This is a genomic window from Paenibacillus sp. 2KB_20, assembly GCF_052115765.1.
Taxonomy (GTDB): Bacteria; Bacillota; Bacilli; order Paenibacillales; family Paenibacillaceae; genus Paenibacillus_AQ.
Map to the genome: position 1 here is coordinate 527,009 of NZ_JBFRHH010000004.1, position 14,374 is coordinate 541,382.

17 protein-coding genes are annotated in these 14,374 nt (G+C 47.2%); 6 read left to right on the forward strand and 11 right to left on the reverse strand.

The window, feature by feature from the left end; all coding sequences use genetic code 11:
- The first annotated feature begins 113 nt into the window (after positions 1-113).
- Positions 114-1,115 carry a phosphotransferase gene (locus AB4124_RS14550; RefSeq protein ID WP_441973282.1) on the forward strand — a complete coding sequence of 334 codons (1,002 nt, stop codon included), beginning with the start codon at positions 114-116 and terminating at the stop codon, positions 1,113-1,115.
- An 86-nt stretch (positions 1,116-1,201) separates the two neighbouring features.
- Here AB4124_RS14550 and AB4124_RS14555 read toward each other — a convergent pair whose 3' ends face one another.
- The 7 genes from AB4124_RS14555 to AB4124_RS14585 form a co-directional block, all read right to left on the reverse strand.
- Positions 1,202-2,503: a glycosyltransferase family 2 protein gene (locus tag AB4124_RS14555; protein WP_441973283.1), complete on the reverse strand. Its 1,302-nt coding sequence runs from the start codon at positions 2,501-2,503 to the stop codon at positions 1,202-1,204.
- The gene (locus AB4124_RS14560) at positions 2,496-2,639 is read right to left on the reverse strand and encodes a hypothetical protein (RefSeq protein WP_179090659.1); all 144 of its coding nucleotides are present in this window, start codon (positions 2,637-2,639) and stop codon (positions 2,496-2,498) included. The genes AB4124_RS14555 and AB4124_RS14560 overlap by 8 nt, the downstream gene beginning before the upstream one ends.
- Before the next feature lie 42 nt (positions 2,640-2,681).
- The gene (locus AB4124_RS14565; protein WP_441973284.1) at positions 2,682-3,557 is read right to left on the reverse strand and encodes a GGDEF domain-containing protein; all 876 of its coding nucleotides are present in this window, start codon (positions 3,555-3,557) and stop codon (positions 2,682-2,684) included.
- A complete protein-coding gene (locus AB4124_RS14570) occupies positions 3,547-4,650 on the reverse strand; it encodes a glycosyl hydrolase (protein ID WP_441973285.1) in 1,104 nt (367 codons plus the stop codon). Before AB4124_RS14570 ends, AB4124_RS14565 begins: the two co-directional genes overlap by 11 nt.
- 291 nt (positions 4,651-4,941) lie before the next feature.
- The gene (locus tag AB4124_RS14575; protein ID WP_430184532.1) at positions 4,942-5,283 is read right to left on the reverse strand and encodes a helix-turn-helix domain-containing protein; all 342 of its coding nucleotides are present in this window, start codon (positions 5,281-5,283) and stop codon (positions 4,942-4,944) included.
- Between the two features lie 28 nt (positions 5,284-5,311).
- Positions 5,312-5,890, reverse strand: coding sequence for a TMEM175 family protein (locus tag AB4124_RS14580; protein WP_430108743.1), 579 nt, complete (start codon positions 5,888-5,890; stop codon positions 5,312-5,314).
- A gap of 542 nt (positions 5,891-6,432) precedes the next feature.
- Positions 6,433-6,795: a winged helix-turn-helix transcriptional regulator gene (locus AB4124_RS14585; RefSeq protein ID WP_076323660.1), complete on the reverse strand. Its 363-nt coding sequence runs from the start codon at positions 6,793-6,795 to the stop codon at positions 6,433-6,435.
- Between the two features lie 145 nt (positions 6,796-6,940).
- Between AB4124_RS14585 and AB4124_RS14590 the strand changes: the two genes are divergently transcribed.
- Complete coding sequence (locus tag AB4124_RS14590) at positions 6,941-7,294, forward strand: DoxX family protein (RefSeq protein WP_076323659.1); 354 nt, start codon at positions 6,941-6,943, stop codon at positions 7,292-7,294.
- 5 nt (positions 7,295-7,299) lie between these two features.
- Here the strand turns inward: AB4124_RS14590 and AB4124_RS14595 are convergent, their stop codons facing one another.
- Positions 7,300-7,842, reverse strand: coding sequence for a GDSL-type esterase/lipase family protein (locus tag AB4124_RS14595; protein ID WP_441973286.1), 543 nt, complete (start codon positions 7,840-7,842; stop codon positions 7,300-7,302).
- Between AB4124_RS14595 and AB4124_RS14600 the strand changes: the two genes are divergently transcribed.
- Positions 7,787-8,062 carry a helix-turn-helix domain-containing protein gene (locus AB4124_RS14600; RefSeq protein WP_441973287.1) on the forward strand — a complete coding sequence of 92 codons (276 nt, stop codon included), beginning with the start codon at positions 7,787-7,789 and terminating at the stop codon, positions 8,060-8,062. The genes AB4124_RS14595 and AB4124_RS14600 overlap by 56 nt on opposite strands.
- A 178-nt stretch (positions 8,063-8,240) precedes the next feature.
- Here the strand turns inward: AB4124_RS14600 and AB4124_RS14605 are convergent, their stop codons facing one another.
- A complete protein-coding gene (locus AB4124_RS14605) occupies positions 8,241-8,774 on the reverse strand; it encodes a hypothetical protein (RefSeq protein WP_441973288.1) in 534 nt (177 codons plus the stop codon).
- A gap of 310 nt (positions 8,775-9,084) precedes the next feature.
- On the opposite strand from AB4124_RS14605, the gene AB4124_RS14610 reads away from it, so the two are divergent.
- Entirely contained in the window at positions 9,085-9,606 is a 522-nt protein-coding gene (locus AB4124_RS14610; protein ID WP_441973289.1) for a cupin domain-containing protein, read from the forward strand.
- A 641-nt stretch (positions 9,607-10,247) separates the two neighbouring features.
- Here AB4124_RS14610 and AB4124_RS14615 read toward each other — a convergent pair.
- Complete coding sequence (locus AB4124_RS14615) at positions 10,248-11,168, reverse strand: alpha/beta hydrolase family protein (protein ID WP_441973290.1); 921 nt, start codon at positions 11,166-11,168, stop codon at positions 10,248-10,250.
- A gap of 317 nt (positions 11,169-11,485) precedes the next feature.
- On the opposite strand from AB4124_RS14615, the gene AB4124_RS14620 reads away from it, so the two are divergent.
- Complete coding sequence (locus tag AB4124_RS14620; RefSeq protein ID WP_430128280.1) at positions 11,486-11,956, forward strand: MarR family winged helix-turn-helix transcriptional regulator; 471 nt, start codon at positions 11,486-11,488, stop codon at positions 11,954-11,956.
- Between the two features lie 230 nt (positions 11,957-12,186).
- Here the strand turns inward: AB4124_RS14620 and AB4124_RS14625 are convergent, their stop codons facing one another.
- Entirely contained in the window at positions 12,187-12,441 is a 255-nt protein-coding gene (locus AB4124_RS14625) for an AMP-binding enzyme (RefSeq protein ID WP_430108716.1), read from the reverse strand.
- A 694-nt stretch (positions 12,442-13,135) separates the two neighbouring features.
- Here AB4124_RS14625 and AB4124_RS14630 point away from each other — a divergent pair.
- Positions 13,136-14,374: a saccharopine dehydrogenase family protein gene (locus tag AB4124_RS14630; protein WP_430108714.1), complete on the forward strand. Its 1,239-nt coding sequence runs from the start codon at positions 13,136-13,138 to the stop codon at positions 14,372-14,374.

Here is a 14,374-nt window from a genome sequence, read left to right on the forward strand (position 1 = left end):
AATTGCCTTCATGGCGTTAGACCATACACACTTCCCCCTCAATGAATAACCTAGCGAATAGATCTACTCTCGATATTCTTCTTTCTCCCATCTTGAATGAATCGAGGTTGCCCATGGTAAATTCCTATACTAAAACCCAAATCCGCAAAATTACCCGCCGCTTTGGCCTGATCTCGTTGAGTTCAGACTCGATTGGGTCCCTTTACCGAAAAAACGCTGTCATCCAGGTACAAACGGAAAGTGGAACCTATGCTCTAAAGCCTTTTTTTCGAAGTTTGCTCCTCCGCTCGAATACAATTCAGCAAATAAAAACAACTGCAGACTATATGCAACTCTTGATAAATAGCGGCTTTAGCTATATGCCTAAATGGCTAACGAGCAATTCCGGAACGTTATGGACTTTAAACCAAGGAAGGCCCTTTTATATGTCCCCATGGATAAAAGGAAGGAAATTAGAAAAACAAGAAGATTTTGAAGAACTTGGCCGGGCCCTTGCCACCCTGCATCAAATATCCAGTCATTTCCCTCACGCTAAAGGGCCTTTCACTTTTAAACAAATCCAACTATGGCAAAGCCAAGACCGCCTCTTTCGCAGGCGAATGGCAAAAGCAATACAAACGAATGAACCGAACCGCAAATGGTACAAACAATACGGAAAATCCTGTAACCGACTTTCGGAGCGGGCCTGGACCGACTTAAGGAGTCCGGAGATTGTAGACCTCTTGGAGAAGGAACGGGCCCGTACCGCGTTGATACACAACGATATTACTTCGCCTAATGTCATTATTTCTGATGAGGGCCAGCTTTTCATCATCGATTGGGACCACATGAAGGTTGGCTCCCTCTATGTTGATGTAGCAAAGTCCCTTATGAATACGACTCAATATAATCCAGATTTCAATCTATCGTTGTTAAAAGGGTATGAAGAAATCTATCCTTTAGACAGGATCGAGCGCAAATTGATTTCTTCCTTATATGGATTGCCTCAGGAAGCTTGGCACGCCACTCGATTCCCTAATCGCCCGAGAAGCCGTAAAATGTTAGACATTATGGAACAAACATGGCTTCTCCGATTGAAAGCAATGGATTTATTAGCTGACTGGACAAATCAATAAAGGGAAGTGAGGATTAGGACGTCCAATAGCACTGACTCGATCCCACGGTACCTTCGTCGATGCTCTACCCCACTCGAATAATTCTCTTATCCAAATCGCTGCGTTTTGTACCACTTGGCTTTTCGCCCCGTCATTTTGTCTACGACGAAAGAATAGAGCGCGCGCAGGGAAATCAGCAGAAACAGCTGGGCATACGTGAAATACGATAGGCAGGACAGAATAAAGTTTTGGATCGTGCTCTGTCCGACATCGGTTGCCAGCGCCAGATTGATCTGCAGCACAAATAGGTAATACATCAATCCCCAGGCAACCATCAGATAGACGTATACATCATCGGCAAACTGGAACGGTGACACCACATCCGGATTGAACAGGGCAATCACCCAGTAGGCCAAGTTGACAACGATGATGATATCCGACACGATAATGGAAAGCAGAAACCAGAAATAACTCGCCGCGTAGTACAGCACTTGCAGCTTAATCCGCCAGCTTGACCGATTGAACAAATGATGGATGTTCTCAATCACCACAGAAAAATTCCCTTTGGCCCATCGTTCCCGCTGCTTCAAGTACACGCTGAGCTGCTCCGGTTCCTGCTGATAAGCTTCCGCCTGGGGAGCCAGGGCGATCAGTTGCCCCCTGGTCATAATCTCGAACGAGATGGCCGTATCCTCTGTAATGGCCTCCGTATCCCAGCCGCCGATCTCGCGCATCAGATCCGTTTTTACAATAAAATTCGTCCCTGGAATCGTCCCCAGCTTGAACAGCTCCCACAATCCGGTATGATAGATTCGCTGCGCGGTGACCAGTTCGAGATTAATGCATTTGGAGAGGAAATTCTGCCCGCGGTTTCTGGCCTTGTTCCGTCCAAATACCGCTCCATAGGTTTCAGGGTCTTCCATCGCTTTTTCAATCAAAAAGTACAATGAGTTCCGCTCCGGTGCCGCATCCGCATCAAAAATACAAATCCACTCGTTCTTGGCATACTCCAGCGCATCATTAAGCGCACCCGATTTGCCACCCGTTCCTGTACGTTCAAAAATCATAAAATCCCGGTCGCGATACGCTTCCTCGCTCTTCAAAGCCTTCAATTTTCCGGCCGTATCATCACTGCAGTTATCCGCAATGACAATGAGCTGCACCATATCCTTCGGGTAATTCAGCCGTAAAATATTTTCCGCCGTTGCCGCGATAACCAATTCTTCATTGTGCGCCGGCACCATGACGGTTACCTTTGGGAAAAGCTCCATCTCATCCACATCGGGAATGTTCCATTCCCTGCGGCTCTGCCTGAAAATAAAACGAACCGCTCCCCCCATAATCAGGATCGACTCGAACACGGCAGCCCAAATGCTAATAATACAAAATATTAATAATAAGTCAGCCACGGATCTTCCTCCGGTCGTATTTTCGCTGTACACGAACTCGAAGGGCCATCGTTGCAATGAACAGACCCAGCGCCGCAAGGGTAAACATCAGGCTGACGATTTTGCATAGCGGGACAAACCATTCCGTATAAGACATCTCTTCCTCCTTCTGCCGCTAACTAAATAAATTGGCAATGGTTTATATATATTCTCCGATCAAATCGGTCTCCGTATTGCGTTCGAGCGCGGCAATGACCGCATCCGCATCTTCATATTTACTGAACTGCTCCTTAGCAAACACCAACGCTCCTGCACGGATCACCAGCTTCAGCTCCCCGCCTTTCCGGTCCTGAAACGGCATGTCCATCAGCGCGTGCTTGATCCGGTCCGTCAATGCCTTTAAATACTCCTGGTTCGTCATGGGGAGCAGCAAGATAAAACGCCCCTCGTCAAGGCCGAACTTGTAATCCTCGTACCGAATATGATTCCGTATCCCTTCCGATAAGGAAGCGAGCAGCCGAGCATAGCCTTGGGAACCAAGGGATTCCCGCACCATCGGCAGAAATTCAATTTTAAACATGGCCAGGCAAAAGGTATACGCATCCGCATAACGATTGGCCAGATTCGACTGCTTGACCAGCGTTTCCTTAAAGGCTTCTTTATTGCCTAGCGAGGTAGCCAAATCCACTTCCGGATTCTTTCGCTGTAGCTCCTCAAGCCGCTCCATCAGCCGCTTGTTGCGAATCAGCCCGGCTTTGATAAATGTGGCCACGGCCACATTGGCTGGCAGCAGCCAGAGCCAGGAGATGGACAGCACATCGACCTCGGCATACGTCGTAAGCCATACAAAATAAGCAACGATATAAACAAAAATACAAACAACCGAGACCCCGGGGGGGACCAAGAAACCGAGCAGCAGAGCCGCAAGGCATCCGATGCTGAGTCCCAGTTCAAGCAGCGTAAATGATGTGTCTCTAAAAACATTAATATAGACCAACAACTCCTGCAGGACCGCTATACCGATCAGCAGTACGTACCCCCAGACCATGCGCTGGATCAATCTTTTATTTTCCATGTCCACCTCGATCAAAAGCATATTCCCCTAATAAAGGAAGCAAGTTATCAAAAATATGCGTATTTTTTCCGAATACATATCCTCCGGGATAACGAGCATCTTTTCCCTTGAGAGTCTGCATGCGTTTGTACAGCTTTGCTGCAGGTGGCCTGTCATCCCTTTGAATAGCATACATAATTGCAAGCCCATACACCGAAGAAGACTCGTAATTCACCACAGCCGTTCGATCAGCGCGTCGATACTGTCCGGCTACTTTCCCCGTCCGCTTAAACTCTTGCTTCAGGAATGTAAGCAGCGGCTCTTGGCCCCTTTCCGTTTCCCCGGCATGCAAAGCGACTAACAGCTGATCAATTAAATTCGCATTTGCATCATATGTATATTCCCCGGTCACCACATTGAAGGACTTGGGGTAGAACACGCCGTCATCCGGCATTTCCTGCAGAAGGGCATAATATCGATTGTATGTTTCCATATCCAGTAGTCCTTCTTGCAGGAGTCCTTTTAATGCCGGGAGATCCACATAGGCAAGACTTAGCGTGTCAGGCAATTCCTGACTGGAGAAATCGAAGAAATCCACCAGATACCCGTTTTTCTGTGACCGGCTTAACAAGGTTTCCGCGAGATCCCTGGCCGTCGTCTTCCATTCGGAGTGGCCCTTCCATATCCGGGCACCCTCGAGCAGAGCCCCGATAATCCGCAAATCGTCGCCAAGCGCGTTCGTGCTAACGTCCGCCCCTCCCTCGGGATTTAGTTTCCACACAATATAATGGCCATCCGCTATAAAATAACGGGTTAATAGGTCATAACTCTTCTCAAATGCGACAAGGTCACGACTTTCCAGCGCCGCCTGCATCCAAAAGCCGAGGGACTCGGAGAGTGCCTCTCGTCCTGCTGCCAATTCAGGATGGATTGACGGGGCTTCCTGCAAATAGGTAGCCAGTGTGCCATTCGGGTTGGTCATATTCATCGTAATAAAACGTTTTGTTGAAATATCCCCCTTAGCTTGGATCAAACATCCCCCGATCCCCAAAGCTGCGCTTAACAATATACTGAGGCCTATCCACAAGACTTTACGTCCGCTTCGCCATTCCAAGCCGCCCAACCTCCGTTCACCCAGGAGTAACACCCTTATACCAAAAGGCATCTGCACCCGAGGGTTCTCACCCCCTCGCGAATTGTATCATTCCATTCTGTACAAAAACTGTACAGGTTAGGAATTTGTTAAGCGAAACGACTGGATTGAAAAAAAAGAAAGGAGCATGCCGCGGCAGCTCCTTCCTCACTCATAACCGTTTATTTTCAATTTAATGCTGAGTTTGTTTAATAACAAAAGCTCGTCTCTCAAGCCGTAATCCAAATTTCGGCTGTCTAGTGATTCTCCTGCTCAACTCAACGGATCGTCCAACATAGCGTCAATGACTTTCAGTATCCTCTTCTGCTCATTTTCACTTCTGCTTCGGAGCCTGTTCACAATTTCTGCGAGTGTAGACTCGCTGGCCTCTCCGCTCACAGGCTGGATATAATTAAAAAACTCCACCATCGAAAGGTTGAGCGCATTCGTAATTTTATCCAATACCACAACGGAACATACTTTTTCGGAACGCTCCAGCTTACCAATATACGTTTCGTGCACCTCAGCCTTACTTGCAAGTTCCTCCTGGCTTAATCCACGTAGTTTTCGGAAGTGCCGAATGCCTTCCCCTACCATCTTCATCAAATCACTCACAACGATCACCCTAAGCAAACCATAGTTGTTAGTGGCTTCTCAAGGCGTGCTCGATTCGCTTATCCGGCATGAACCAAATTACGGCAACAAGTACGAAAAAGAAGCCGGATATCCAAACACTCACATAAGCGGTCAAGGCCGCAGTCAAGTAGAGTAAAGGAGATAGTTTTCCCTTCCAATCTTTTCCTATCGCTCCGATGAATGAGGAATCGCCGGAATGCTGGTTCATAATCATGCGCTGAAGCAGCCAGTACGAGAACGCCGCTAGCAATAAAATAATCCCGTACAGCGCCGTTGGAGTGGGTGCAAAATAGCTTTCCCCCATCCAAGCTGTCGTGAACGGCACAAGGGATAGCCAGAATAAGAGCAGCAAGTTGAGCCACATCAACCGTCCATTCATCGTTCGAACCATATGCAGCAGATGATGATGATTGTTCCAGTAGATACCGACATATACGAAACTGAAAATATAACTAATAATTTTTGGTCCAAGTTCAACTAGCGCATGCCAGTCATGGCCTTCCGGCACTTTGAATTCCAGCACCATGATCGTAATAATAATGGCCAACACGCCATCGCTGAATGCTTCCATCCGATTCGCTTTCAAAGCACCTTTTCCCCTCGCTTCATATTATCCCAGGCGTCCTCTGCCATTCCTGGTTCGCTACCACTCTTTATAATTTCCATCTAAAGCGGGGAGCCATACCTATACAGTTCTTGTGATTTCAAAATGAAATTCAAATTTCTCAAATCGATTTCTGAGATCATCCTCGTGTGGGATCCACTCCGAATCACTCCATAAAGACATGCTTATGAGTTCCGACAGCTTATCTACGGCTTGTTCCGGCTTTCGAAGTTTTTCGACTTGATATTCAAATTTGCCAAATTTCTCCCCACAGGTTGGCCTCCCTGAATTGTTACTTACTAAGGCTTATTCCCTGCTTCCTCCATAGCTTCAATAATTCCATCATCTACGTTCATCTTGGAAAGATGCTCGGACATCTCAATGTACGTCTCTTATTTTCATTATAGAGATCGTTTGTCCAGAGTCTACCTACTTTTCACCTGAATTTTGGAAATGACCTTGAACGGCTCCACATCCCTCTGCAACACTCTCCAACTTTCCACAACATTATTTTTCGCCGTCACTTATGATAAGGTCCCAGATTCATTCCCTGAACGATCTACTCCGTATAGCGCATTCATGTGCTCAATATGGGCCGCACCCCAATCATTCAATGCCTGTAACACCGTACTTAAACCTTTGCCGTAATCCGAAATCGAGTATTCTACTTTCGGAGGGATTTGGTTATAAACCTCACGATGAACGATATCGTTATACTCAAGTTCTCTTAATTGTTGAGTAAGCATCTTTTTGTTTATATCTGGTATTGCTTTTTGAAGCTCGCTGAATCTCATTGTGCCGTTCGAAATAAGCTGAAGCAGAATGACTGATTTCCATTTTCCCACTAAGATATCCAAGGCTGATTCAAATTTACAATACTCTTTCATTGAACTTCCCCATTTCCCTTTGCCTGGTTAGGTAACTTTTTGTTTACTATGTTTAGATAAAGTGCCTACTTCCTTAAATCGAATACCAATGTCTATTATACCTTTAGAGGATGTTGATAAAGTAGTCAGGAGGTTGGCACCATTCATGAATATCGCAATATGGATCATTCAAGGGCTTGCAGCACTAGGTTTTGTCTACTCAGGGTGGTTGAAGGCATTTCAGTATGAAAAAGCCAAAGAGTCTTGGGTTTGGGTAAAAGACGTTTCAAAAGAGTTCGTCGTCTTTATCGGGCTAGCAGAATTGTTCGGGGCACTTGGAATCATTCTGCCCCAAGCGTTGAATATTGCACCTGTATTGACGCCAATTGCTGCAACCGGACTTGCCGCAGTCGTTCTTTTCGGCGCCCTATACCATGTTTCACGTAAAGAATATAGAGAAATCGGCGTGAACATTGTCTTCTTCGCGTTAACTGTATTTGTTGCGATCAGTCGTTTTTAAGCGGTTTAAAGGTATTTCAGCAGGTTGTTTAAAATGACGGCATATCCGTTAGCAAACATATGGATCCCGTCGATGGCGTATTCCTTTTTTAAGTTACCCTCGCTATCCGTCAGTCCTTCATTTACGTCAATAAATGTATATCCGTGCTTCACCGCAAGCTGCTCAACCGCTTGGTTGGCTTTCCGGATGGCCTCATTCGTCCGATTCTGGAACACCTCATCCATCGAAGCTCTGGGCACGAAAGGAAATTCAGCCTTGGCATTTACGGGATAATACGCCATGACGTACACCTTGCAATCCGGTAGCCTTTCGGCAATTCGAGTCAAAATTTCGTCATAGTTTGCCAGTAAGTTTTCCAATATATAATCAGGCGCGCTGATATCGTTGGTACCGATGTTGATAAAAATTTGAGAAGGCTCCAGTTCGAAAATGCATGTCTCCAGCGACGCTATCAATTCCGCCGTCACGTAGCCGGCAATGCCGCGATTATATATGCAGTATCGGTGTTCCAGCGTTTGCTGCAGCTCGTTAATCGAAAAAAATTCCATCAGTGACGAGCCGATCAATAGAATAGAATATGCAAAAACATGTCTTCTAAAAAATCGGAAAGCACTGATCTCTGAAATTGCCCTAGACTCTGGGTTTGTCAACGATGCACAATTTTGCAGTATGTTCAAGCGGGCAACTGGTATGACCCCGACAAAATATCGTGAGCAGGTTAGCGCTAATACCTCGTATAATAATAAGATTAAGAAGACCCCAACCTAAACTGGTTGGGGCCTTCTTTCACCTTAATGTAACGATGTGGAGCAAGAAATAATGAGGCGTGCTCAGCGGCTGGATAAGGAAAGGATCGGCTGAAAAATAAGGGCGTTAAGAGCAGCTCGCCGCCGATCACGAATAGCCCCCTTGGGCCTTCCAAAAGGGCTGTTCCTTTCTACTTCGGTTACGGTGATTCGCCTTCTGCCGCAGCAGCTCCGGGTGGCTTCATCAAGCCTTGAACGGCGCCGAGAAACGGGCGTATGGACTTGATCATGCCGTATCCCATCCTCACGACCGGGACAAATCTTTGAATCATGCCGAACAGGCGTATGCCGCCGCCCAACGCACCGCCGAGCGATCCCGCAGCAGCGCCGCCAAGCCCGCCGATGCCGCCTAATCCCCCGAACAGCGAGCCTATCATCGGCAGAAAGGCCGATACCTGGACGTCGGGCTTGCGGGAGCGGGAACGGACGGAAGGCTTGCGCGCGCCGCTTCGCCGGCTCCCGGAACGGCTGCCCGAAGCATGGGAGCCCGCTCTGCGCTGCTTAGGCCGGGAGCCTTGCTTCCGCGGCTGAGCTCCGGTGCTGGCCAGCGTCAAGCCACTGCTGTTGGCGTCGGTAATGTAGCCAACGTAGGTCTTTCCGCTGTGCAGGGTGATACATACCGGCTGACCCTGCAGCCGCTTGACCCGTGCGAGCACCTCTTTGGATTGTTCCATGGAAGTTCACCTCGCTCACTGGTTATGGTTCATTGTACGCTAGGGGCGGACTGCCTGCTTGTGCGAATGCAGCATGCACATAAGCCCTCCTCGCTGCGCCAACGCCTTTTTCCCCGTGTCGCCTTCATTCTCACCCAAGGATGGGTTGCTTTTATTAATTGAAATATTGATGAATCATAAGTAATAATGAGATTATGCTTAAAATCAATGATAAAGGAGTTAACCATCACTTACGGTACAACTTCATGGCTGGTTACTGCTTAGTAATTTCATTGCAGCATAGTACACACATAACCGGAGGTATACATGTATGAGTAAACATGATGCAGAGTATTATATATCCAAGCTTGGGCTTGAACCCCATCCAGAGGGCGGATATTACAAAAGAACGTTTGAATCTGAGGAAAAAACTTCAGATCAAAAATTGTCCGCTTCCTTTGAGGGAACAAGACTGCTTTATACAAGCATCTACTTTTTATTAGGCTCAAATGACCTCTCCCATTTCCATCGTTTGAAATCCGATGAACTATGGTATTATCACGCTGGAGGTCCATTAACAGTACATGTTATTGATGAGAATGGAGAATATAAGGAGTTTAAATTAGGAATAAACTTGGATAAAGGAGAAGTCCCGCAAGTGTTAGTCCCAAAAAATTGTATCTTTGGTTCATCTGTTAAGGATCAAGATACCTTCTCATTAGTAGGGTGCATGGTTTCACCTGGTTTTGAGTTTCGGGACTTTGAGTTATTTACACAGGACGAGCTCTTTGCTAAATACCCACAGCATAAAGATGTCATCATGAAGTTAGCCTATGAAGTGATTCCAGTTTAGTTTTAAATAGCCAGTCGGTGATATTCTATCGGCGACTGGCTATTTAGTTTCGCATGAATATATAGAATCCGTCCTACAATATTTAATCCTACATCAACTATTTATATAGATCATCATCGCTATTTGTACGATTGTCTGACAATTATACGAGAGTGTTAGTATTGTCCTAGAAGACCTTTCTTCATGGCAGTTTTTTCGCAGCGATGAAATACAACGAGCCCAGCAATTAGATATACCAGCGAATTTAGTCCCCACCCCATGCCCAACAAAACGTCTTTTCAAGCCTGCTGAGGGATCTTCTGAAAAAACCTGCCGCTACTTGTGGTACGGTTCATCTTAACGGCACGGCTAAAATTGCGAGAGGAGCTGCCACGGCAGCTCCTTCGTTATTTTCATTGAAATATTGAGCTAACCTATCTGGTAACGGCTTCCTTATGCCAACATGTTAAATTCGCTTGCAGTTTAACTTAATGCGTTGGCTTCAGCCCATTTACTACCCCCATCGCTCTAATGGATTTCAGCAGCAAGAGCCCGATCTATCGCAAAGTATCCGACATTCCCCCTACATCAACGAGCATTACGTGTTGCCGCCTCGAGTATGCACTGTCGTGGTTGCCGGGTCGACACCGCCCGTCAGGCCTTTACTTGGACTCAATACGACCCAGCGGGATGGCGCTATTTTCCAGAGCCGCACGAGCTGCCGGCCAGCTGGAATCGTCGAGGTCGAGCACATTTCGAAGGTAGGCCAACGTGAGCTGCTGAATGAGGGCGACTCGTTCGGGGCTCTCGTCCGTCGTCTCCGCGACGCTGTAACCGGGAATCCCGCCGAGCGAGTGCTCTGCCCCGAAGAGAGTGAGCAGGCTCTTGCTGCCCGAGCTCAGGAAGTACGGGTCCGTGAACCAGTCCGGCCCCCGAGTGGACAGTTGAGACCGGTCATGGTCCCCCGCTACCACGAGGGTCGGCGTGCTCATGTCCGCGAAGCTCGGGTTCATGAAGGGGAAGTGCTCGGCTGCGAACGGAGACAAGTCAGCTCCGCCCCGGCCAGTCGTGGCCAGCAACACGCCCGCCTTAATCCGCGAGTCGGACATGTCCTCTCCCGGTCTGCCTTGCGCATCGAGGACTCGTGCCCCTAGCAGCATGCTTACCGTCTGACCGCCCCAGGAGTGTCCAGCTGCGGCGATGCGGCTTCGGTCGAGGCGCCCGCTGAGGCCGGAAACGGAAGCCTCAATAAGATCAAGCTGGTCGAGGATGCGCTTCATGTCCTCAACTCGGAAACGCCAGATCCGTGGTGTACGGGGATCATCAGGAGGAAGGTTCAGTGTCCTCGAGTCGAGATGGGTGGGTTGAATGACGACGAAGCCGTGAGCAGCCCAGAAGTCGGCCAACGGGCCGTAGCCGTCCAACGACCAGCCATAGCCGTGCGAGAAAACAATAATAGGCAATTCACTCCCAATCGTGGGCGCAGACACTCGTACTTGCAGATCCTCACCACGGCCCGGGGCTGGTAGCACTACCGGCTTCACCGAGATAACTGGAGTAGGCGCACTAACGTAGATTTTCATAATAAATGTTCCTTTCTTGGAAAAAGATGAGCCCAACCGTTTCTGGGAGGAAGCGGTCAAGCAGGTTCCTGAAATACGGGTACTCTTCGATAACACGTTCGAGATAAATCACCAGGGGAGCGGGCTGTCCTCTTTCGAGAACTTGCACATCGGACTGTTCGCTTCGAGGCGCACGGGCGCACGGGCGGCCCGCATAGTAACACTCTCCCTTTTTAATTCGATGTGCGGTCTTTGCAATATATTCTCAGGTTGATATATCAACCTGAATCAACGATAACACATTGTGGTTGATGCGTCAACCATGTTATTATGTTCCTATGGATAAGAACGAACTAAACAAAGAGGAAATGCGAATATGGCATATGTGGAAAGGCTCCTTTCAGAGCATCTTCGGTCGCGTAATAAAAGAGATGTCGGAGCACACAGGACTATCAGAGGGTGATTATGGGGTATTGGATCGGTTAGACCTTTTGGGGAACGGCAGCCTTCGCCAACAGGAATTGGCCGACTCGATGGACTGGGATAAGAGTCGATTATCACATCATCTGACGCGGATGGAAAAACGCAGACTTGTGATGAGGAAACCATTAGACACTGATCGCGGTGTTCAAGTCGTCATCACTTCCGCTGGAAAATCGGCATTGGATGATGCCCGTCCCATAGTCTCCAAGGCAATACGCAAACATTTCCTTGATCAATTAACGGATCAAGACATTGAGTCGATTACTAAGCTGGCGGAAAGGACGAAAACAGGGTCTTCAGCGTCTTGTGAAGCCCCGCCGACATGACTGCGTTTTTGATGTTATTCATGAAGAGAAAGTGGACCGGTACTCCATGAAAAGAACTCTCCAGATTCGGAGGGTTCTTTTCATTTTTTATCCATATATTTCGCCCTTATCGACAGTTACTTTTTTACTTATTTGTTCATTTTATTTATATTAAATGTACATGTTTTAAGGCCATCCTTGGCGGGATGGCCCTATCTTTTAGTCACGTTTAATTAAACTATTCCTTTAGCTTAGCTCTTCGGAATCAGATTGGATAATTGCTTGCGTAGCTCCTTTTTGTCCACCTTATCCACGACCGTTCGAGGCAACGAATCTAGGATGAACAGTTGAGTTGGCCATTTGTATCTTGCGAGACTCGGTTCGCAAAACGCCTGCAGCTGTGCCAGGTCCAAGCTACCGCCGTCCCGCAGAATCACGCAAGCGACGAGCCTCTCACCTTCGCAAGGAAGTGAGAGGCCGATCACCGCCGAATCATTAACCATCATTATTCAGGTATTAAAACTTGGATTAATAAGAGAATACCACTTATTATGAATGATTGGGCATTCATTTTCCCAATAAAATACAGCACGTCCGGCAGGCTCTATTCGTGTTGAATGCCTTGAATCGATGCCTCATTTTGTTTTCAACGCCGCAAAAAATGCGTTTGTTTTAAAATTTTCCTTGTTCAATAATCCTTATCCTGATATTATGAAATAGCGTGATTTTTGGAAAGCGAATATTCAATATTTATTTAGGATCTTTCCAAGCAGATAATCTTTGACCACTTCCATTTAAGAAGTTAAGGCCATACGGACAGCCGGGTCAAATGCCGATTGGCAACTTTCGTTGCCTTATTGATTGAGTTAAAAGCTCAAATTTTATAAGTTGGTTACTTTACAACCAGTGCATATGCACACAACTTGTGAAACGGTCAATAAGAGTGGTAAAAGTAATTATTTGCTATATAGACTCTGATCCTAACATGATATATTCGAATATTAAGCGCCTTTCCATAAAACGTTGAGTTTTCTGGCTGACTGACGAGCAACGCAAGAGGTTTGTCAGGTCATGCTTATTGGGACTATCTTATTATTTGACTATATCAAAGCAAGTGTGATGCGCATGGTGCGTGTTTCGCTTGCTTTTTTTGTTGCCGTTTTACATTAAAAAAATTCATTTGAGATAGGAGATCGAAGAATGGGAAAAGCACTAATCATTGGCGCCGGCGGCGTAGCATCTGTAGCCATTCATAAATGCGTTCAAAACAGCGAGGTTTTCGAAGAAATCTGTATCGCCAGCCGTACGAAATCCAAATGCGATGAGCTGAAAGCAAAATTGGAGGGTGGCAAAACCAAAATTACGACCGCACAGGTCGATGCAAACAACGTAGATGAGCTGATCGCTCTGATTAACGAAGTCAAACCGGATATCGTCATGAACCTGGCTCTGCCTTACCAAGATTTGACGATCATGGATGCTTGCCTGGCCACCAAAACGCACTATATGGATACGGCAAACTATGAGCCGGAAGATACGGCGAAATTCGAATACAAATGGCAATGGGATTACCGTGAACGCTTTGAAAAAGCAGGAATCACAGCTCTTTTGGGCAGCGGATTCGATCCAGGCGTAACCGGCGTATTCTCCGCTTATGCGCTGAAACACTATTTTGACGAAATCGAATATATCGACATTCTGGATTGCAACGGCGGGGATCACGGCTATCCTTTCGCTACGAACTTCAACCCTGAAATCAACATCCGTGAAGTGTCCGCTAACGGACGCTACTGGGAAAACGGGAAATGGATCGAAACGAAGCCGATGGAAATTAAGCGTGAATATAACTTCGCTGAAGTCGGCCAAAAGGATATGTATCTGCTCTACCATGAAGAGCTTGAATCCCTTGCGCAAAACATGCCTGGACTGAAACGCATCCGTTTCTTCATGACTTTCGGTCAAAGCTATCTCATGCACTTAAAGGCGCTTGAGAACGTAGGAATGACTTCCATCGAACCGATCGAATACGAAGGACAACAAATCATTCCACTTCAATTCCTGAAGGCCGTACTCCCGGACCCGGCTTCCCTGGGGCCTCGGACAGTGGGCAAGACGAACATCGGCTGTATCTTTAAAGGAAAAAAAGACGGCCAAGACAAGACGTACTATGTCTACAATGTTTGCGACCATCAAGAGTGCTACAAAGAAGTGGGCTCCCAAGCCATCTCCTATACAACTGGCGTGCCTGCCATGATCGGCGCGGCGATGGTCATGACGGGCAAATGGAATAAACCGGGCGTATTCAATATCGAAGAGTTCGATCCGGATCCATTCATGGAAGAGCTGAACAAATGGGGACTTCCATGGGTAGAAGACTTCAACCCGGTGCTTGTTGACGCATTGCCTGAGGAAGCGAAACAGCCGGAGCTTGTTCGCTAA